A 20,108-nucleotide genomic window follows, 5' to 3' on the forward strand; every position below is an offset into this window, starting at 1 on the left:
TGATGGCTAAAATTTTACTCGGCCCTGTCACGCAAATTTTGCACATACCACGACATAGCAGTATTGATGCCATCCCTTATATGGTGCGTAGGCTCATACCCTATTTTCTCGCGTGCTTTGCTGATATCCGCTTGGCTATGTCGCACGTCACCCGCCCTGAAATCCATGTATTTTGGTTCCTTCGCATAGTGAATCTGTAACTCGCCCAAACTTTCTTTCAATGCCAGAAACAGTTCATTAAGCGTCGTACGATCACCAACCGCCACATTATACACCTCACCATGACTGGACTGCGGGGATATGGTTGCTCGTAAGTTCGCTTGCACCGCATTTGCCACGAAACAGAAATCACGGCTTGTTTCACCATCGCCATTGATCACTACCTCATGGTCAGCAATCATCGCTGCGGTCCATTTTGGGATAACTGCGGCATAAGCCCCATCGGGATCCTGCCGCGGCCCGAAAACGTTAAAATAGCGAAGACCAATAGCCTTGAAGTTATAGCTACGTGCATAAACCTCAGCATATAGTTCGTTTACATATTTGGTAACTGCATATGGAGAAAGCGGACTACCAATTCGGTCTTCTCTTTTGGGCAAATTCGGTTCGTCGCCATAAGTCGAGCTAGATGCCGCATACACAAAACTCTTCACCTGAGACAGACGTGAGGCGTCCAACATATTCAAGAAGCCGTTGATGTTCACTTGGTTGGTTGTAAGAGGATCAGCGAGTGAGCGTGGAACTGATCCCAGAGCCGCTTGATGGAGAACGTGGTCGACGCCCTCAACAGCATTAGCGCAGCTGCTAACATCACGAATATCTCCTTCGATAAATAAAAAGCGTGACCAGCTTTCTTCATCAACATTCTTTCTGACCTCATCCAAATTTTCTTGATGGCCAGTGGCAAAATTATCGAGGCCGCGAACGTTCTGGCCAGCCAAAAGTAATGTCTCCAAAAGGTTTGAACCTATGAACCCTGCAACACCGGTTATGAGCCAAGTTGCTGGAGATTTTTCTTGCCATTCCAGCAAGCATTGAGCTGCTTCCGATCTAAAATTGTAATTTTCTGGCAAGGACAAGCTCCAAAAGTTGTGATCCCGAATAATAGGATCGCCAAGTAGCCTAGTTGAGATCATATTACTATTGTGGATCTTAAATACTCAGCCCACAATGTAGTCTACAGGTCAAGATGGTTGATTAGGGTGTTGTTGACCTTCGAGACCGCATATTTCTCTTCACAAAATTTACGCGCTGCCCCGCCCATTTTTGCGCGCATTGCTGGATCTTCTGCCATCGTAAGCATTGCGTCTGCCAATGCGGCGGATTCTCTCACAGGAACGAGATAACCCGTCTCTCCCTGGATAACCGTTTCTCGGCAGCCGGGTGCGTCCGTAACGATCGAAGCCCGTCCCATTGCAGATGCCTCCAACACCGTGCGCGGCGTCCCTTCCCGGTAAGACGGCAGAACATAGATGCTGCAGTTTTCAATGGCCGGGCGTACATCATCAAGATGCCCCAAGAATTCGATCCCCCAGCCGATCCACTCATCCAATTCGTTCTGGCTTACGCTGTCAGGGCCGCCGTCCAGAAATCCCGCTATGAAGAATTTGCAATCCGGCCGCCTTGACATCACAATTCTGGCCGCATTGGCATATTCGCGAACACCTTTGGAAACGAGCAAGCGGGATATAATCAGAAATATCGGAGCCTCTGGTAGTCTTGCGACACTATAATAATTTGTGTCAACGCCAGAACCGTTGATCATCCTTACCTTATTCCGGTCTAAGAGGCATCCGGCCTTGATAAAATCATCCCGATCATCCGGATTCTGAAATATCACCACGCTGTTTGCTGTTGTGGCGCGTTTATAGAGCCACCGGGAAAGAGTCTGTACTACCCGGTGCTTGAAACCATTTGTTTCGTAAAACGCGTATCCCAGACCAGACACTATCGATGCGCTTTCAGATCCGATGCTACGGGCGGCAAGTCCTCCATAAATGTTGGGCTTGATTGTATAATTCAGAACAAGTTCAACGCCAACCTTCTTCATCAAGCGTCTCAGCTGGAAAAAATATTTAACGTCTCCGGCTAATCCAACACCTGTTCTTTGCATCTTCACTTCATGGACCCGCGCTCCCATCTTGAGCAGCCTGTCTACGGTTTCCTTCTCAAAATTTGGTGCGCTCACATGTACTTCATGCCCTCGCGCGATCATCTGCTGGATCAGATGGCCTCTAAAATTTATTAGTGATGGAGCATATGATCCGTTAATCAGGATTTTTCGCATTGTAACCATATTTGATAATTGGTCCATATAGGATAAAACTTGCCGACCAATAGAAGAACAGCTTGCCCAGTTAAACCACAAAGTTTACCCGCAAAAGATCCTAAATCTCGGTTGGAAGTACATGATACAAAATAATCTATCGCCGTGGCCCTATTTTTCAGATGACGAAGCAAATATGGTTCGAGATGTTATCATTTCAAACAATGTAAATTACTGGACTGGACAAATCGGGCGCAAATTTGAAAAGGAATTTGCTACTTGGACCAATACTACCAGAGCAATTGCATTGGCAAATGGAACTCTGGCGCTTGATTTGGTGCTCAAATGCCTTGGTATTGGCGAAGGTGACGAAGTTATCGTTACGCCGAGGACTTTTATAGCTTCTGTCTCGTCGGTGGTCACCACAGGCGCAACTCCGATTTTTGCAGATGTTGATGGTGAGAGCGGGAATATCAGTCCGAAGACTATTGCCGCAGTGATGACCGAGAAAACTCGGGCGATCATCCCCGTTCACCTCGGCGGCTGGCCTTGCGACATGGAGGGGATTATGGCTGTTGCACGCGCGCAGAATTGCTATGTTATAGAAGATTGCGCACAGGCACATGGAGCAAAAGTCGGTGACCGAATGGTGGGATCGATTGGCCATGCAGGCGCTTGGTCATTTTGTCAGGATAAAATCATGACGACCGGCGGCGAAGGCGGTATGGTAAGCACCAACGACGAAGAACTTTGGAACCGGATGTGGTCTTATAAGGACCACGGAAAGAGTTGGGATGCTGTTTATAACAAAAACCACCCCCCGGGTTTTCGCTGGCTGCATGAAAGTTTCGGGACCAACTGGCGAATGCTCGAGGTGCAGGCTGCTATTGGCCGGATTCAGCTAAAGAGGATGGAAGAATGGACCGCGTTGCGCACCCGCAACGCGCGGGCTTTACAGAAGGTTCTTCGTTCATTTCCAGAGGTGGTCCGGTCGCCAAATGTCGATGACAATCATACTCACGCGTATTACCGGCAATACGGCTATATTAATTCAGAGGGCTTGAAAGACGGTTGGACCAGAGATCGGATTGTTGCAGATATTGTTGCGCAAGGATATCCGGCCTTCCAGGGTAGTTGTAGCGAGGTTTATCTTGAAAAAGCTTTTGATGGAACAGGCTGGCGGCCGGAAGAGCGGCTACCGGTTGCTAGAGAGCTTGGCGAGACCAGTATTATGTTCTTGACGCATCCATCTATTAAAGAGGGGCAACTCGAGGGTTATTGCAATGCCGTTCGCCAGTCATTTGGAAAAGCCATGCAATAAACTTTTCAGAGGTTTTATTTAGCCAGTGGACGAGCGGGATTACCAACCACAATAGCGCCAGGCGCCACATCTTTCGTGACCACCGCGCCCATTCCCACAACAGCTCCCCTACCAATGCGCAAGGGCATATCTGATGTTCCCTGTTTCAGGATTGCGCCAGTACCAATATAGGCATGATCTTCAATATGGACATTGCCATTGCATTTGACGCCCGGTGCAAATGTTACAAAATCACCAATCACGCAATCATGTGCTATGTAGCTATAGATATTGCACTGGAAATGAACGCCTATCACAATATTGCTCGTGAGAGTTGTGAAAGGACAGAAAATGGCTCCTTCTCCAACCATACAATTGTCCATTCTGACATGATTGGTTGCGACAACGGACATGCATCCAATGTTAGCGGCGGCGCATCTAGTAGCTAATCGCTCGCGTACCTTGCCGTCAGCAATGGCAATGACTGATCGCTTTTTGAGTGACGAGTGTGCCTCTAGTTCGTCAAAAGTCCATACGCTATGCCCGTTAACCACTTCGTCAGTTTTTTCATCGTCGAGAAATAATGTGACCGAGTCTTGTTCATCACAAAATTGTTCGGCAATAATCGGCATGACTTCTCGTCCAAAGCCGCTTTTTCCGTAGACCGCATAAATTGTCCTATTATCCATAGTTAGCTCCCAGTAAATTTCGACATGGTTGCTTCCCCATCTGCGTCGATGCCATCCCTTTTGAGCACCTTGATAATTGTCATGGCTAAGATTTTGAAATCCAGCATCAGCGACTGATTATCGACATACCATAAGTCAGCTGCGAATTTTTCTTCCCAGCTTATAGCATTGCGGCCGTTCACTTGTGCCCAACCGGTAATTCCTGGTCGTACATCATGACGACGATTCTGTTCGGAATTATACAAAGGAATATATTCCATAAGCAATGGACGCGGACCGATCAAAGCCATATCGCCTTTCAAAACACTCCACAGCCCAGGAAGCTCATCCAAACTTGTGCTGCGAAGCAAACGACCAAAACCTGTCAAACGGTCTCCATCTGGTAGCCGTTCACCGTTTCCTCCGATCAGGTCTTTCATAGTCCGGAATTTGATCATTTTAAAAGGCACGCCATTAAGTCCAGGGCGCTCTTGTACAAAAAAGACTGGTGCTCCCAGGTTAACTCTTACGAGAAGTCCGATGAGGAGGAATATTGGTGCCAAAGAAATTAGTCCAATGGCCGACGCAACAATATCAAAAAATCGTTTCAGCATGAACAAAATTCATCCGGCACGCAGCTTGATTGAATCAATGGTGACATCGAATCCGTCTCCAAATTCAGATGATCGCCCCAAAATATTTAACCAGTAGAATTCACATGCCGATAGCTGATTGCTGATTTTTCGAACGACCATTTTACGATCTAACGAGATTTTTACAGTGGCCGGTCTGTTATCGACGCGCTCAGCACAGGATAACTCTAAAGAAAATATGGCATCTTTTGGCAATTCATCAGCGAGCGTGACTTCGAGATTTAACAGGCTGTCGGGCAGTCGAACCAGTTGCCGAGCAAATAAGCCGCCTGCGCTCCGAACAGCACTTAAATTCAAGCTACCTTCATCAATCACTGCTCCATATTCGCCCGTCGAAAATAATTGCCAATCGAAAGGGGCGTATAATGATGGAAAAACAAACTCCGAATTTCTTATCAATCCAACATCTTTTTTCTGCGGAGACAATTTTTCATAGAGTTGTTCGGCTCTTCCAAACTGATCGCCTTGGATAAGCGCGGCGATCAGAGCGGTGTCCTGATAAACACCGGTTGGCTCTTCCGGATCATGCAGCTTTTGCCGAAGATCCGCCGCATTAACAACCGATTCCGGTGAAATGACGACTTGCCGCCAAAACCGTCTCGCCCAAGGAGGATTGTCATTCAATATCGATTCAAAGGGTTTTACGAAATTCTCATCTGCCAAAGCAGCCGCCATCACAGGAATAACCACCTCAGTGACAGAATTACTCGTTCGCATGGACGTATCGTAATATGTTAAAAGAGCCGAGATATCATCTCGATTCACACTATCTGCAATCAGCCATCCATTTACGAGCTGTTGGCGTCGTGAGAGCTCAAATGCCTTTCGCATCAATTCGGCGCGGACATCTTCTGTATGTGACAATGCTATCACAGCAATCGCATCCGGAACGACAGGTTCGGAATAAAATGCTTTCAGTGCCAAAATATTCCATCCAGAGCGGATCGCATTAGGAAACTTTCCGGCATTCTTTGCAATCGATGCTTTGGTTAAGTCTGCAGCCGCCGTTTCCGCTGCAAACCCATTTTTTGGAAAAAGAGAAAGCCCTAATTCAGGGGTTTTATTTTTGGCAATCGCGCCCAACGCAGTGACACCAGTTCCAATCGAGAGCGCGACAGCCACAAGCCAAATCAAAAGGTTTTTCAACATAGATTCATTGACCTGACACTGCCCTAATCCTCTGCCGATGCCTTATTTCCATAGGTATATTGATATGCATAGCCATATCCATAACCCGAATGTTGCGATTGAACTTTTGTAACAATCCCACCGAATATGTGTGCGCGTGAACTACGGACACGCTGAATGGCCGATTGAATGCCGCGCATTTTAACGCCACCGGCTTCTATCGTGTAAATAACGCCCTCAACCGATTCTGATAGCAATGGGATATCAGCCAATCCCAGAACGGGCGGCGCATCAACGATAACTGTATCGTAAATTTCTCCCAATCTGTTTATCAAATCGCGCATCCTGGAACTGCTCAATAGTTCCGCAGCATTTGGAGGTATCGGCCCTGCCGTCATAGCATCGAAGCCGTAGTCGGTTTTCTCCTGAATTAGTTGCGAGAGATCGTCCGCGCCGGATAGATTATTACTTAATCCAGCGGTATTTTCTTTCCCAAGCATTTGATGAAGCGAGGGGTTACGCATATCTCCATCAATAAGTAAAATACGCTTCCCAGTGCTCGCCAATACCGCCGCCAGAGCCAGTGCCGACGTACTTTTTCCTTCGTTTGGCCGGGTGCTGGTAAGCAGAAACGACCTTGGCACCCCATGGTCAGTCAGGAAAGATAAGCTGGTTCGGATAGAAAGATAGGCTTCCCAAGCAACTGATTTTTTGTCGGTTAGGCTTTGCAATATATCCGTCTTCTCGAAATCCGGTATCGAACCCAGCGGAGCGATGCCAAGTTTGGATTTAAGGTCACCAGGTTCTTTAACAGTCTGGTCGATTTGCTCCATTGTAAACACGTAAGTCACGGCCAATCCCAAACCTCCCAATAACGCCAACGCTACATTAAGAATAAGGTTCGGGCTTGAAGGGCGTTCCGCAGGTTGCGCGCGATCCACAATGGAAATATTATTAGTTCCAACGCCTGCCACGCCGATTTCTTTGTACCGCTGCAGTAAACCATCATAAAGTTGCCGGTTTGTATCCACTTCGCGTTGGAAGATATTATACTGAATCGAGTCTCGCCTCTCACCGCTAAACTGGCGCTTCAGCCGATTGACCTGAGCACGCAATTTTTGTTCTCTCTCCAAGGCTTCGCTGAACCGAGCAGATGTTCCCGTCCGTGATCGAGTTTCTTCAGCCGCAATACTTTGGTTTAGAGCGGAAATCTGGGATTCAATCGCTTTCGCTGCTGGATATTCTGGCTCAAACTGAACCAATAACTTCGCATATTCCGCCTGTGCCTTTGCACGCTCTTCCCGAAGGCTATTGAGAGCAATATTCGCTAATGCATTTTTATTGCCTGACCGCTGCTTGGCTTCACTTTCTGCTAGGATACGGTCCGCGGTTGCTTGCGCAAGTTCAGCATTGAGCGCTTCTAAATTGGCTGAGGCCAGAGTTCTTTGCGAAACGGTTTTGCCCTCAGGCGTCTGCTCGGACGATAAGGTAATAATTTCCTTATTGTCAGCATAGCTAGATAGGTTCCGTTCGGAATCCTCAAGTCGCTGCTTGAGTTCAGCCAGCTGCTCTTCAAGAAATTTTCTGGCATCTGCAGTTGAATTAAACCGCCGGTCGAGATTAGACGCGACAAACTCTTCGATCCAAGCATTCGCAATTTCGGCTGACAAGCTAGAGCTGGGACTTTCAAAATTGACATCTACTAAGCTGGATCCGCGTATAGGCGAAACACTGACATGTTCTTGCAGTAGGTCTACAGCAAGCTTCAGGCGTATATTTCTCTGCGCAGCAGATTGTGCCTTCGGGGCATCTGACAAAATACCGGAATCGTTCGGATCAATTCCAAAAGTTTCAAAAAACACATCTCTCGATGCCAGGTTTTTAGCTCGAACAACCCGCTCTGCCAACGAACGGGATTCGAGCAAAGAATATTGTGTTTGATAAAATTCAAGATTTTGGCCAGCCCCATCTGAGCCGGTGACACCTTCGACATTAGTAACCTTATCTTGCTCACGGCTAATTTCTATTCGAGAGGTAGAGGTGAAATACGGGGTCATTAACAACGTAATAATGATACCAAGAGCGACACAGACCGCAAGAATTGCAGCTATAGCGATTTTGTGGCGCAAAACGGCCTGCCAATATTGGACCAATATTGGAGTTTCATGGGCCATGTCATTATATGGGTCGTAGCCCACAGCAAGTTGCTCGTTTTTTTCAGTCATACTGTTCATTTAAATCTCAAAGCCTAGCAGCATCATTATGGGATATTATCGTCTGAACAAGATAATCAGAGGCGTAGTGATGAGTGGCGACGCCTCAATAATAGTCTTGAATAAACGCCTGGCCTGAGAATCGCCAACGACGATAACATCATTAGCAAATACTTCCGGATCACCGTAGTTCCCTCGCCTTATGGCTTTGAGATTATACAGGCCCGCAAGTTGCTTACCATCTACAGTTCGGAAAATTACAACATCATTTAATTTGGCAAATTCCCCCGTACCGCCCGCAGTGGCGACCGCTCGCATCAGTGTCATTCGTCCGATAACCGGATAAAGTCCTGGCTTATCAACTTGCCCATCGACCGTAATCACCTGACTAACAGTCTCTTCCAGATTAACAGTCACTTCAGGATTACGGACATAGCGCCCCTGAAGGCGGCCTTCAATCTCATCGGCAAGCTCTCCTGGCGTTAAGCCGGAAGCTTCGACGACACCGATCAAAGGAAACGACAAACGCCCGCTTGCGTCAATCTGCACTTCCTTGCTTAAATCTTCGATACCAAAAACATCGATCTTCAGCTTATCGAAAGGCCCAATCAAATAAGGACGATTCGAACTCAGCAGATCACCGCGCGTCGGCTCCGGCAGACCCGCAGTTGAGACCACGGAAACATCGCTCCCCCCTCCCAAAACAGTCTGTCCTGCGCAAGATGGCAGGAGAAGCAATATAAACAACAGCGAACAGTGCTTTATCATTGTAAAATTATAATCCATCATTATTGATCTCCGTTAGACTAAGCGGTTTCACACGTAAACCGTTCACTACAGAAAATGCCGATTTTGAAAGCGATTTGCTGCTTCGCTTTACAGCTGATTAATGTCGTGTCGCTGAACAGAACAAACACTGTCATTGAAAACTGAGATTATAACCGCAAATATTGCCATTATTGAAGGCACGCGCAGAGGATAGTCGCCAATACTGGCTGCCAGAAAAAACAATATCACCATAGCGCACATTAGAGCGCGATATTTGGAATGGCCAGAACCACGCCAATTTTTAGCCAATTGAAATAAGTGAAACGCAAACCAAAGAAAAGCACAGATCGCAATTAAAAGAGCCGAAACGCCACCCTCGATAAGAAATTGCAGCCAGTCATTATGAGCTTGGTTCAAATAACTTAAGTTCAGGAGATCCAGCGGTTCATAAATCTTATAGACATGCTCGAATGAACCGAACCCGCTTCCCCACGGGAAATAGTCTTTCAACATTGCGAACAATGTTGGCAAAAGCTGCAAACGCAGTTCATCGACTTTATTAACATCTAATAGCCGGTCAAACGCCAGTGAACGTGAAAGCAGGACCGACGAGACAGCAATCCCTGTGATTACGACTAAGCTACTAACTAAGATCAATCCGCGACGAGAAAATAAACTGGTTTTACGACGATGGGACCTATCTCTTCGATGGAAGCGATCCGCATTATAGTCTCCGACGTATATGAAAAACAAAGCCAGAATTAGGGCTGGCACCATTAGAAGCAATCCGGCCCGCGAACCAGTCAAAAAAATCAGTGGGACAAAAACGAGAATAGTGGCCATACTACCGTAAAATTTCAATGTCGCTTGCTTGATGCGAGGTTTCAATGAAGCCGCGTACCAGCTTAGCATTACAATACCAGCGGCTAGTACCACTGCCTGATGGTTGCGGTTGGCAAAAAGACCTACTCCGGTGCCGAAATTGGCTATCCGATAAATATATAAAGGGCCGCGAGCAGGGCCGACGATTTGAAGAATTGCCCACAGCGCACTGATCGCGCAGAGTATAACAATTACGGGCACAGCCCGTTTACGATACTCGCGGTCAAGATTAAGATAGAGCATCATAGCTGCAATCGGGACTGCCAGCGAGGACAAGCTATTCAGTGTTTTCGACGGTGACAATGTTAAAGGGCGCCAAGGCTGCTCGATCCCGGCAATATTGGCAATGTCAGCAAAAATCTGCCGGCTTGGCAATTCAGTCCAGATAGACGGTGGCAAAGGAATCAGCTGGAGAATCATTAACCCCAACAATGCGCCTGCGATATAGAGCGGAAACATTCGCCCTTTCCATTCTTCAGGAGCCTTTACGGTCAGTGCATAAGCGCAAAACAGAACTGCAAGTGGTCGCAACAGGAGCAACGATTGAATATCATCCCTCGAACCGCCGCCGGTAAAAAACACCAATACAAAAAATGTCATAAACGCATAAAACCGCGCTACTGGTGTAGAAAGTTTTGCTGCGATCGTGCTCAGCGTCCTTTTGGAGGATTTCATAGCTTGAATACTTGCTGTTTGTTTTTTATCAAAGATAAGCTCGTAAGTCCTGTGATTAGCAAGCCGCTGATGCGGAAGGCTCGGTCACCAATTCCAAGCTCCGTAGCGCGTGGTATTTAAGCTTACAAGCCCATATCCAATACTTCCTAGGTTGGAATCATCGAGGCCTTCAGCCTCCAAGTATAATAAACAGATCAATCTGGATAATTTTCTGCTTTTCCCCAATCGCTTCGCCGCTTCATAATCTGCAAGAGCACATCACCTATTTTCCGGCAGACCTCCGAGCGGCTGAGGCCGGTTCTGTCGAGCACGGCTTTGAGGCGAACAATTCTGTCTCTGTTATCGATCATGCGAAAGGACTCCGTCTTTAAGCTATCAACGGCCAGGATGAGAAAGGGTTGATCATGTTGATCTGGCTTACAATGCAGAAAGGCTGAGATTCGGTACAGGCGCAGTATGACGCAGAAAAACTGTAAGGAGTGTATGATGTAAAAATGGCTGCAGCCGCCATCAACACTGCACCGATCAACTTTTGCCATCAAGGCGTGGGCAGTAAAATCAACCGCTACTTTAGAATTTTTATGTACCTCTGAATTATTGGTAGAGCGTTCTTTGACGCTAGCCAGCAACTTGGTTTATCCTCAGGATGCTTTTTCAATTTTCACATTATCCCGCTCATGTTCAAATTCTGGAACCAGTCTTTTCAAAAGCCCAACCGCTTCATCCGAAGCGCGACATTTTCTAATTTGAACCAATAACCGATCCAGATCAGCCTGCTCCAGATAGCTTTCATGCGCCATCATAATCCGATTGTGAGCCGTTGATTGCGGATCATTGCCGATTATCAGCTCTTCATAGAGCTTCTCGCCGGGACGCAGGCCCACTTCCTCAATCTCTATATCGCCATCGGGATGGGCATCATCACGGACAGTCAGACCAGACAGCTGAACCATCGTCTTCGCCAAATCGATAATTCGCACTGATTTACCCATATCGAGCACGAAGACCTCCCCGCCTTTGGCCATGCCGCCAGCCTGAATGACCAGTTGCGCCGCTTCCGGAATTGTCATGAAATAGCGAGTGACGTCCCGGTGCGTCAGCGTGATCGGCCCGCCCATCTCAATTTGTTGCCGGAACAGGGGAACGACCGAGCCGCTGGAACCCAGAACATTGCCAAAGCGCACCATGGAAAACCGGGTTTCACTAGTTTCTGCAAATGCCTGAACAATCTGTTCGGCACCCCGTTTGGTCGCGCCCATAACGTTGGTCGGGCGCACGGCTTTATCAGTACTGATCAGAATGAAATCACTGACTTTCGCGACATGAGCCGCCTTGGCTACTTCATAAGTGCCCAATATATTGTTTCTTATGCCTTCAACGGGATTAGCCTCGACCAGTGGTACATGCTTATAGGCTGCGGCATGGAAAACCGTGTCGGGTTGCCAAAAAGCGAAGACTTCCTCCAGGCGATCGGCATCTGCAACCGAGCCCAACACTGGGATCAGTTCGGTATTCTGCAGATCATTATCCTGCGAATATTTTCTGAGTTCTTTCTCGATGGCATAAAGCGAGAATTCCGACAGTTCGTACAATATCAACTGATGTGCGCCCGATTTCGCGATTTGTCGGCAGAGTTCGCTGCCGATAGATCCTCCAGCCCCCGTCACCATGACCTTCTTGCCGACAATCGTCCGGCCTAACAGCAATTCATTCGGCGCAACCGGTTCCCGGCCCAGCAGGTCTTCAATATCCAGCTCGCGGATATCGTTAAACGATACCTGGCCGTCCATGATATCCTTCATGTTTGGTAGGGTCTGGACGTGGACCTTGAACTCCTGAATTTGATCAACAATCGCTCGCCGTTTTTTTCGAGAGATATTCGGAAGCGCCAGCAGGATGTGAGTAACGGCATATTTATCGATGATGTCCGGTAAATCGCCGCTCCAGAAAACCTTGTCGCCATCCAGCTTTTGTCCGTGGAGCCGCCGGTCATCATCCACATAGCCGCGCAACCGCATCGCGGGCTCGGACCGCATGGACGATGCCAGCTGCTGGCCAGCACTACCCGCACCATAGATCAGGACCGTCTTAACCTGTCCTCCAAAACGGTTGCGACCCAATATATCAACCATCAAATAGCGCGCGGTAACGCGCGAAAAACCAACCATTATAAAGAAAATAATCGGTTGAATGACCCCGATGGTTCGCGGAACACCAGCCATTCCGATAACCGAAAACAGAACAATCATGGGAGCACCGTAAATGACAAAAGCCCTGACCAGAGTCTTCATCATACCGGAGCCTGCGTAACGAAAAATCGCGTTATACACGCCGCCGAAATAGAATATCGGTATCATCATCAACAGCGCGGCGAGCACGACTTTCTGGATCGCTAAATCCCAATAGATCCAGACGCCGACGCGCAGGGAATAAGCTATCCATATCGACTGGACGCAAAGGATCATATCCAACACGAGCACGATGGCTTGCTTCTGCCAGCGCGACATATTTGCGATTTTTTCTAAAATAGCGGTGATTAAGGCGGTAATGGCTTCGATTGTTCAGAATCCTGGATTATTTGAACCACTGCTTCTCAATTGATAGTTTTGCATTAGCTGATTTCACGGCGTTTTCCAAATGTTTGGATTTAACGTGCAAATATGTTGATATATTCAGACGGGCAAACTGCTTATTTCGATCGGATCGTAGCAACAAAGGACAGAATATATTATAGAAGAGCATCCGATATTAGCTGTTATGAAAATTTTAGGCATAGGTTGCTAGTCAATTTACCATGGAAGCCCGTTCATCATCGCAGCCTAAAGTCGTCACGATTTTCGGAACAAGGCCGGAAGCAATAAAGCTCTTTCCGGTCGTTCGTGCCTTGTCAAAGCGCAGCGCTTTGCAAAATCTCAGCTGCGTCACCGCCCAGCATCGCCAAATGCTCGATCAGGTGCTGGATATTGCCGATATCGTACCCGATTACGACCTCGACTTGATGCGCGCAGATCAAAGCTTGGATGAGTTAACCGGCCGTCTGCTTGCAGGCATTGGTCAAACGCTGGATACGATTCAGCCGCAGCGTGTGGTTGTTCAGGGTGATACGGCCACAGCGATGTGCGGAGCGCTCGCGGCTTATTATCGGAAAATCCCGGTTAGCCATGTTGAGGCGGGCTTGCGCAGCTATAATATATATCATCCCTGGCCCGAAGAGGTGAACCGCAAGATTATTGGCACGATTGCCGATCAGCATTTTGCGCCCACCGAGACTTCTGCCACAGCTCTGCGTAAGGAAAACGTGTCAGAGGATAAGATCAGCGTGACCGGCAACACGGTGATCGATGCATTGTTGACCACCGTTCAAAAAAGTCAGGAAATAGGCCTTTTTGATAAGCGTCTAAAGGACTTGTTTGAAAGATTTTCGGACAAGAAAATAATCGGCGTAACGAGTCATAGGCGAGAGAATTTTGGCGATGGTTTGACCAACATCGCATCGGCTCTGCACGAAATTGCGGGTCGGGATGACGTTGCGCTAATTTTCCCGGTTCATCTCAACCCTAATGTCCGAACCATCATGAATGATGCGCTGGGCGGCTTGAGCAATGTTGCCATGATTGAACCGCTTGATTACCCCAATTTTGTGGCACTTTTAGACGCTTGCATATTCATGCTAACCGACAGTGGAGGCGTGCAGGAAGAAGCGCCGGCACTGGGGAAGCCCGTATTGGTGATGCGCGATACGACTGAGCGGCCAGAGGGCGTTGAAGCCGGGACTGCCAAGCTGGTTGGAACCAATAAAGACCTGATCGTGAGAGAAGCTAACAAGCTGCTCGATAATGAGGAATATTACGATTCAATGGCAAAAGCTCATAATCCCTTTGGAGATGGTCAAGCCAGCGAGCGAATTGCAGATATAATCGAGCAAAGTCTGATATCATAAGGCTACAAGCGCCATCCTGGAAAATCGGACGGCATTACCTAATTATTTACGATGTTCGGTTATCGGAGATCTTGAATAATTGCGCCCTGTCGGGCGCCTTCAGGAGATCTTGCGATCATGCTTTCCGACGAAAAACCTACTGTCTGCGTTTTGGGCCTTGGATATATAGGCTTACCGACCGCCGCCGTTATAGCGCGTTCAGGGTGCCCGGTCCTGGGCGTTGATGTAACAGCCCATGTCGTTGACACGATTAACAGCGGCAAAATCCATATCGAAGAAGTAGACCTTGATGGTCTAGTGCAAGGTGTGGTGTCGCGCGGTACCTTGCGGGCTTCGCTGCAGGTCGAGCCCGCTGACGTATTTGTTATCGCGGTTCCGACGCCTTTTGGTGATAATCATGTGCCGAATACCAGCTATGTTATGGATGCTGCTACCAATGTTGCGGCAGCCCTAAAAGCTGGCGATACGATTATTTTAGAATCGACATCTCCGGTCGGAACGACAGAAAAGATGCGGGATTTGATTGCGAAGCTCCGTCCTGATCTCAAGGTACCAGGTTTGACCAATGACATACCGGATGTTGCGATTGCTTATTGTCCGGAACGGGTTTTGCCAGGCAAGATACTGGAGGAACTGACCAATAATGATCGCTGCATTGGCGGCATTACGCCGCGTTGTGCCAGAAAAGCTCTGGATTTTTATCGCCGCTTTGTCCGCGGAGAATGCGTCACCACAAATGCACGAGCTGCGGAAATGACGAAGCTGGTCGAAAACAGCTATCGCGACGTGAATATCGCCTTTGCCAACGAGCTTTCCATAGTGTCTGACGAGATGGATTTGGACGTCTGGGAGGTGATCCGGCTCGCTAATCGCCATCCGCGCGTGAATATATTGCAGCCTGGCCCTGGCGTGGGCGGACATTGTATTGCGGTGGACCCATGGTTCATTGTCCACAGTGCACCAGATCATACGCCGCTTATCCGCATCGCCCGCGAGGTGAATGATGGCAAAACGGGTCATGTTCTTGAGCAGGCCTCATTGATGATCGACGAGCTACAAGGTGTCTCAATCGCTTGCTTCGGATTGGCATTCAAAGCCAATATCGATGATTTCCGCGAAAGCCCTGCCTTGAAGATAGCCGCCAATCTCGCGCGGCGCTATGGTGGACGGATTAAGATTGTAGAGCCTTATGCTAACGCACTACCCGCCGCGTTTGAAGGGACGGGTGCGGAGTTGATCGACATCGACGAGGCTCTGGAGAGCTGTTCCGTCATGATCACGTTAACCGACCATGATATGTTCAAATCCATTCCATTGGACGAGCGCGCTGGCAAAGTTGTGTACGACACGCGCGGTATTTGGCCAGATCAGCCAGATAATTTGAAAGCTGCCAGCAAGCTAAGACTTGCAAGTTAGAAGGCCTTTCAAAATCAAAATCTTATAGGCAAGATGAGATTCTCTTGGATATCGAAAAATGGCGGACACGGAGGGATTCGAACCCTCGAAGGACCGTGAGGCCCTTGCCTCCTTAGCAGGGAGGTGGTTTCAGCCGCTCACCCACGTGTCCGCATGACTGGCTTGGCCAAGGCCATGCGCTATAACGGGGCATTGCACCGGCTGCAATGGGTAAAGTGCTCACCATAGCGACGATTATCGGGGCCTGGGAAAATTCGGCGTAGAAGTCATCAATCCGGGGGCGAACAGATCATATTTTTACCAAGAACTCGGAAAAACACTCAACAGGTCGCAAAATCGACTCGGGTCGTCGTCCGTTCATTGCGCAGTCATCGCCGAACGCCAAAGACAAAATTGGCTGGTATGGGAAGGAGTTTACCCATGACTAAGTCGTGCCCAAAGGAAATGTCTGTGAAAAAAACTAACCGTGAGACTCTCGGCAGGAAGCTGCTTGGTCTATTCGCTGTCGCTGCGTTGGCCTGTTCGCCAACCCTGTCCCCCGCATTTGCGCAGGTCGAGACAATTGATCCCAATGACGCGATTGATGCGGATCTCGACAATCCCGACTATGACGGGAATTTCGAAGCTCCTGCGCCCGAGCAAGACACGTCAGTGAGCACCGACATAGACAGCGATCTTAACCAGCCAGAACAGGTTGATGATGGCACGACCTATGACAGCACTGGAAATAACGACACTGTAGCTAACGACAGCTATAATCAAAATAGCATCGACGAAAATGGTAACGTGATTGCCAATGTCGACGAAGCAACCACCTATCAGGACGACGATCTCATCGGTGCTGCTGAGGGCGTGTTTGGCAAAGGTGCCAAGGGCCTCGCAAAAGTTATCGAGGACATTTTGAAGAAACAGGGCCGACCCAATGCCTATATTGCGGGACGTGAAGCCTCTGGCGCGTTTGTCGTCGGCCTGCGCTACGGTTCTGGCAAGCTGCACCATAAGATTGAAGGCGAGAAACCGGTATATTGGACCGGCCCATCCATCGGCTTTGATGTTGGCGGCAATGCGGCGAATAGCTTTGTGCTAGTTTATAATCTCTATGACACCGAAGACCTTTACCAACGCTTTCCCGCTGGCGAAGGCGCAGCCTATTTTATTGGCGGCTTTCACGTGAGCTATCTGCGCAGCGGCGACAAAGTGCTGATCCCGGTGCGGCTGGGTGCCGGCCTGCGGCTAGGTGCGAATGTTGGCTATATGAAGTTCAGCAAAAAACAGAGATGGCTGCCCTTCTAAGGCAAGCCTAGGCTGTAACGGCGCGCAATTTTTCCATCCGCGAGAGATAGCGCGCCAATATATCAATCTCCAGATTGACTTGATCGCCAGCTTTCAGGTTGGCAAATGTCGTGACACTGGCAGTATGCGGAATGATGTTCAGGCCGAAAACTGTACTGCCATCTGATTGATCGTCGACGATGTTGACGGTCAGTGAAATGCCATCAACCGTGATGGAGCCTTTTGGCGCCAAATAGGCGGCAATTTCGGCAGGTGCGTGAATACGGATGGGATGGGAATCACCTTCCGTTTCAACGGACACAACATCACCCACGGCATCGACATGACCTGTGACAATATGGCCGCCCAGTTCATCACCGACTTTGAGTGCACGTTCGAGGTTGAGCTTGCTGCCCTCCGCCCACATGGATTTTGCGGTTTTCGATATGCTTTCGGCGGAGATATCGACGGCAAACCAGTCTGATCCTTTGTCGACAACAGTCAAACACGCGCCGGAACAGGCTATGGACGCGCCGATATCCACGCTGCTCATGTCATAATGACAGGATATGACCAGCCGCAGATCGCCGCGCTCTTCTAACTTGGTGATCGTACCGATATCCGAAACTATGCCTGTGAACATGGGAAGTCCTTATAAAATGATAGGTCGCGAACTTAGGCGGCACGCTCATATATCTCAAGCATATCCTCGCCCAGATCGCGGCGGTCCAGCCGAATCCATTGATCATGAGCGGCGTCAAGACTGCCAAGTCCAATATCACCAATACCTTGCAAACCGCCGCCAATGATGATCGGCGCGCGATAAAGCAGCAACCGGTCGACCAGATCCGCCTTCAGGAAAGACGCCGCCGTTGCTGCGCCGCCTTCGACCAACAGCCAGTTTGTCTTATCCAGACCGGCAATGGCTTCGGGTTCTGCAATTTCGATCCAATGGTCACCGGTCTCGGCTTTGCCAAGGACCACCGGAATTGGGCAGCAATCTTCCAATCCCATCAGGCGAACGTCGAGACTGGGATTATCCGCCGCCACCGTGCCTGCGCCAACTAAAATGGCGTCACAGCGTGCCCGTTCGAGATGAGCATGGGCCCGTGCGCGATCCCCGGTGATCCATTTGCTGGTGCCATCAGCCTTAGCGATACAGCCGTCTAGTGACATAGCGAGCTTGAGGGTGACGTGAGGACGTCCCTTCTCCATCCGTGCGAAAAATCCAGCCATCGCTCGGTGTGCTTGCTGCTCCAATAAGCCGACAGAGACCGAAATGCCTGAATCGCCAAGCCGGTCAATGCCCTGCCTTCGGGTTCGCTCATCAATATCAAGCGTGGCGACTATCACCCGTGCTGGCGCTGCTGCTTTAACAAGGTCAACGCATGTCGGTCCGCGTTTGCTCTTATGCGCGCAAGGCTCCATCGTTACATAGATATCAGCACCTTTGGCGGCCTTCCCAGCCTGTGCCAACGCCATAGCTTCAGCATGGGGCCGTCCGCCCGGTTGTGTCCAGCCGCGCCCGACGATCCTACCGTTTTTGACAATAAGACAGCCAACATTCGGGTTGTCGCCGGTTCGGCCGCGTCCCCGTTCAGACAAGGCAATGGCCGCAGCCATATAGCGCACATCCATATTGCTGTTCAGCATGTTACGTCGGCGGGCCGCTCCACTTCTATGTCGCCCCGTGCCAGTCGGTCAGCTTGGGCCTCCCGTTCAATCGCTTCGACATCCATTCCCGACATCCTGCCGAGAGATTTCATAGCCTCGCGCCGTTTGGCATCACGCTTGTCTTTCAGGCATTGCACCGCCCAACGATCGGCCATGATGTCTTCGTCAGTGCGCTCCAGCGACCAATTCTCGACATAGACAACTTCTTGCGGAACATAGACATCCGTATTGATTTTCGGGTCGATGATAAACAGGAAGAAGATGAATCCCGAACATCCTAATGCTAGCAGAGCCGGAACCGCCTGTTCTTTTGGGTGACGGCGCAAAAGGGTGAATAAGTCACTTAAACCGCCGCCGACGGAAACATCTTTTAACATTTTCATGATTGCTAAATAGGGAGCAAAAGCGGCGATGACCAGCCCCGATGCAGCAGTTTATGTCTGCAACGGTGCTGGCCTTCAGAACTTTCAGGCTCAGCTATTAATCTCAAACCGGACTTTTAGCGTGATCCAGCTTTCAAAGCGTACACCATCTTTGGTCGCTGGTTCAAAGCGCCATTTCTTGAGAGCGTGGCGCTGGGTTGCCGTCCAGAAATCCTGGTGTGGGCTATCAACTAGCTCAATCTGCTTGGCCCTCCCATCAGTTCCCACCAGAACGCGCACGGTAATCATGCCCTCGTCGCCCATACGCAGTCGGCCCGATGGATAGGGTGGTTGAAACTGACGACTATAGCGCGTGTTAAGCTTGGCGTCCGCTATGACAGGCTCCGGAATCGTCTCAATTGGAGCAATTGGAGTCGTAATCCGGTCTCCTATATTGCTGATGTCTATGCCGGTTTCGATACCAACGGATGTTATCGCAGGCGGATCATTGAACACCGGTGGATTCACTATAGACGGTACAGTGGTGACCGTCGTTGGAGGGGGATTCGTCGCCACAATCGGGTCTTCTATAGCAGTGACGGGTGGCGGCGGTTCTTTGTCAACTTCGATCGGATAGGCCGTAATTACGCCTTCAAAAGGTATCTCAGCGGTTATCGCCGGTAGAGCCATTGCACCGGCAAAAAGCAAGGCATGAAAGCCAATCGTCAGGCCAATGCCTTTATAATTAGGTGGTTTATGTGCGTAACTTGATGTGAAGCTCATAAGTCTGTCCTTTCATCCGTCTCCTCGGATGACAGTGCAGTTGCCCCATTTGTTGGCGCTATATATCTGCACCGTCATGAGTAATGTTATACCATTACATCAAGAAAA

General features: G+C 49.2%; 18 protein-coding genes and 1 tRNA gene. 4 read left to right on the forward strand and 15 right to left on the reverse strand.

What is annotated here, in order from left to right:
* Positions 1-14 precede the first annotated feature (14 nt).
* A complete protein-coding gene (locus ABJM21_RS05040) occupies positions 15-1,073 on the reverse strand; it encodes an SDR family oxidoreductase (RefSeq protein WP_348300326.1) in 1,059 nt (352 codons plus the stop codon).
* A gap of 104 nt (positions 1,074-1,177) precedes the next feature.
* Positions 1,178-2,314, reverse strand: coding sequence for a glycosyltransferase family 4 protein (locus tag ABJM21_RS05045; protein ID WP_348371565.1), 1,137 nt, complete (start codon positions 2,312-2,314; stop codon positions 1,178-1,180).
* Between the two features lie 94 nt (positions 2,315-2,408).
* Here ABJM21_RS05045 and ABJM21_RS05050 point away from each other — a divergent pair, with 94 nt between their 5' ends.
* Positions 2,409-3,587, forward strand: coding sequence for a DegT/DnrJ/EryC1/StrS aminotransferase family protein (locus ABJM21_RS05050; RefSeq protein ID WP_348300324.1), 1,179 nt, complete (start codon positions 2,409-2,411; stop codon positions 3,585-3,587).
* A 14-nt stretch (positions 3,588-3,601) separates the two neighbouring features.
* Here ABJM21_RS05050 and ABJM21_RS05055 read toward each other — a convergent pair whose 3' ends face one another.
* The 8 genes from ABJM21_RS05055 to ABJM21_RS05090 all read right to left on the reverse strand — a co-directional run bounded on the left by ABJM21_RS05055 (position 3,602) and on the right by ABJM21_RS05090 (position 13,060).
* On the reverse strand, positions 3,602-4,255 hold the full coding sequence (locus tag ABJM21_RS05055) for an acetyltransferase (RefSeq protein WP_348300323.1): 654 nt from the start codon (positions 4,253-4,255) through the stop codon (positions 3,602-3,604).
* 2 nt (positions 4,256-4,257) lie between these two features.
* Positions 4,258-4,848, reverse strand: coding sequence for a sugar transferase (locus ABJM21_RS05060; protein ID WP_348300322.1), 591 nt, complete (start codon positions 4,846-4,848; stop codon positions 4,258-4,260).
* A 9-nt stretch (positions 4,849-4,857) separates the two neighbouring features.
* Positions 4,858-6,036: a hypothetical protein gene (locus ABJM21_RS05065; protein ID WP_348300320.1), complete on the reverse strand. Its 1,179-nt coding sequence runs from the start codon at positions 6,034-6,036 to the stop codon at positions 4,858-4,860.
* 23 nt (positions 6,037-6,059) lie between these two features.
* Positions 6,060-8,249, reverse strand: coding sequence for a polysaccharide biosynthesis tyrosine autokinase (locus tag ABJM21_RS05070; protein ID WP_348300319.1), 2,190 nt, complete (start codon positions 8,247-8,249; stop codon positions 6,060-6,062).
* A 36-nt stretch (positions 8,250-8,285) separates the two neighbouring features.
* Complete coding sequence (locus ABJM21_RS05075; protein ID WP_348300318.1) at positions 8,286-9,017, reverse strand: polysaccharide biosynthesis/export family protein; 732 nt, start codon at positions 9,015-9,017, stop codon at positions 8,286-8,288.
* A gap of 87 nt (positions 9,018-9,104) precedes the next feature.
* Complete coding sequence (locus ABJM21_RS05080) at positions 9,105-10,553, reverse strand: O-antigen ligase family protein (protein WP_348300317.1); 1,449 nt, start codon at positions 10,551-10,553, stop codon at positions 9,105-9,107.
* 194 nt (positions 10,554-10,747) lie between these two features.
* Positions 10,748-11,182 carry a hypothetical protein gene (locus ABJM21_RS05085; protein WP_348300316.1) on the reverse strand — a complete coding sequence of 145 codons (435 nt, stop codon included), beginning with the start codon at positions 11,180-11,182 and terminating at the stop codon, positions 10,748-10,750.
* 12 nt (positions 11,183-11,194) lie between these two features.
* Positions 11,195-13,060: a nucleoside-diphosphate sugar epimerase/dehydratase gene (locus tag ABJM21_RS05090; RefSeq protein ID WP_348300315.1), complete on the reverse strand. Its 1,866-nt coding sequence runs from the start codon at positions 13,058-13,060 to the stop codon at positions 11,195-11,197.
* A gap of 287 nt (positions 13,061-13,347) precedes the next feature.
* On the opposite strand from ABJM21_RS05090, the gene wecB reads away from it, so the two are divergent.
* Entirely contained in the window at positions 13,348-14,493 is a 1,146-nt protein-coding gene (wecB, locus tag ABJM21_RS05095; RefSeq protein WP_348300313.1) for a UDP-N-acetylglucosamine 2-epimerase (non-hydrolyzing), read from the forward strand.
* Positions 14,494-14,610: 117 nt separating this feature from the next.
* Complete coding sequence (wecC, locus tag ABJM21_RS05100) at positions 14,611-15,909, forward strand: UDP-N-acetyl-D-mannosamine dehydrogenase (RefSeq protein WP_348300312.1); 1,299 nt, start codon at positions 14,611-14,613, stop codon at positions 15,907-15,909.
* A gap of 59 nt (positions 15,910-15,968) precedes the next feature.
* On the opposite strand, the gene ABJM21_RS05105 is transcribed toward wecC, so the two are convergent.
* Positions 15,969-16,060, reverse strand: a tRNA-Ser gene (locus ABJM21_RS05105).
* 293 nt (positions 16,061-16,353) lie between these two features.
* Here ABJM21_RS05105 and ABJM21_RS05110 point away from each other — a divergent pair.
* Positions 16,354-17,202, forward strand: coding sequence for a DUF1134 domain-containing protein (locus ABJM21_RS05110; RefSeq protein ID WP_348300367.1), 849 nt, complete (start codon positions 16,354-16,356; stop codon positions 17,200-17,202).
* 7 nt (positions 17,203-17,209) lie between these two features.
* On the opposite strand, the gene ABJM21_RS05115 is transcribed toward ABJM21_RS05110, so the two are convergent.
* The 4 genes from ABJM21_RS05115 to ABJM21_RS05130 form a co-directional block, all read right to left on the reverse strand.
* Positions 17,210-17,824, reverse strand: a complete 615-nt coding sequence (locus tag ABJM21_RS05115; protein ID WP_348300311.1) for a riboflavin synthase — start codon at positions 17,822-17,824, stop codon at positions 17,210-17,212.
* A 32-nt stretch (positions 17,825-17,856) separates the two neighbouring features.
* The gene (gene ribD, locus ABJM21_RS05120; RefSeq protein ID WP_348300310.1) at positions 17,857-18,834 is read right to left on the reverse strand and encodes a bifunctional diaminohydroxyphosphoribosylaminopyrimidine deaminase/5-amino-6-(5-phosphoribosylamino)uracil reductase RibD; all 978 of its coding nucleotides are present in this window, start codon (positions 18,832-18,834) and stop codon (positions 17,857-17,859) included.
* Positions 18,828-19,232 (reverse strand): hypothetical protein, encoded by a 405-nt coding sequence (locus tag ABJM21_RS05125; protein WP_348414149.1) that lies wholly within the window; start codon positions 19,230-19,232, stop codon positions 18,828-18,830. The genes ribD and ABJM21_RS05125 overlap by 7 nt, the downstream gene beginning before the upstream one ends.
* A 96-nt stretch (positions 19,233-19,328) precedes the next feature.
* Entirely contained in the window at positions 19,329-20,000 is a 672-nt protein-coding gene (locus tag ABJM21_RS05130; protein WP_348300307.1) for a TonB family protein, read from the reverse strand.
* Positions 20,001-20,108: the final 108 nt, after the last annotated feature.

Origin of the sequence: Parasphingorhabdus sp. (genome assembly GCF_039977335.1) — a bacterium.
Classification (GTDB): Bacteria; Pseudomonadota; Alphaproteobacteria; order Sphingomonadales; family Sphingomonadaceae; genus Parasphingorhabdus.

Coding starts and splice junctions, on each gene's coding strand:
- ABJM21_RS05110 (WP_348300367.1), top strand. CDS start 16,354: ATGTCTGTGAAAAAAACTAACCGTGAGACTCTCGGCAGGAAGCTGCTT.
- ABJM21_RS05080 (WP_348300317.1), bottom strand. CDS start 10,553: ATGAAATCCTCCAAAAGGACGCTGAGCACGATCGCAGCAAAACTTTCT.
- ABJM21_RS05050 (WP_348300324.1), top strand. CDS start 2,409: ATGATACAAAATAATCTATCGCCGTGGCCCTATTTTTCAGATGACGAA.
- ABJM21_RS05045 (WP_348371565.1), bottom strand. CDS start 2,314: ATGGACCAATTATCAAATATGGTTACAATGCGAAAAATCCTGATTAAC.
- ABJM21_RS05065 (WP_348300320.1), bottom strand. CDS start 6,036: ATGTTGAAAAACCTTTTGATTTGGCTTGTGGCTGTCGCGCTCTCGATT.
- wecC (WP_348300312.1), top strand. CDS start 14,611: ATGCTTTCCGACGAAAAACCTACTGTCTGCGTTTTGGGCCTTGGATAT.
- ABJM21_RS05115 (WP_348300311.1), bottom strand. CDS start 17,824: ATGTTCACAGGCATAGTTTCGGATATCGGTACGATCACCAAGTTAGAA.
- ABJM21_RS05060 (WP_348300322.1), bottom strand. CDS start 4,848: ATGCTGAAACGATTTTTTGATATTGTTGCGTCGGCCATTGGACTAATT.
- ABJM21_RS05130 (WP_348300307.1), bottom strand. CDS start 20,000: ATGAGCTTCACATCAAGTTACGCACATAAACCACCTAATTATAAAGGC.
- ABJM21_RS05070 (WP_348300319.1), bottom strand. CDS start 8,249: ATGAACAGTATGACTGAAAAAAACGAGCAACTTGCTGTGGGCTACGAC.
- ABJM21_RS05125 (WP_348414149.1), bottom strand. CDS start 19,232: ATGTTAAAAGATGTTTCCGTCGGCGGCGGTTTAAGTGACTTATTCACC.
- wecB (WP_348300313.1), top strand. CDS start 13,348: ATGGAAGCCCGTTCATCATCGCAGCCTAAAGTCGTCACGATTTTCGGA.
- ABJM21_RS05075 (WP_348300318.1), bottom strand. CDS start 9,017: ATGATGGATTATAATTTTACAATGATAAAGCACTGTTCGCTGTTGTTT.
- ribD (WP_348300310.1), bottom strand. CDS start 18,834: ATGCTGAACAGCAATATGGATGTGCGCTATATGGCTGCGGCCATTGCC.
- ABJM21_RS05090 (WP_348300315.1), bottom strand. CDS start 13,060: ATGTCGCGCTGGCAGAAGCAAGCCATCGTGCTCGTGTTGGATATGATC.
- ABJM21_RS05055 (WP_348300323.1), bottom strand. CDS start 4,255: ATGGATAATAGGACAATTTATGCGGTCTACGGAAAAAGCGGCTTTGGA.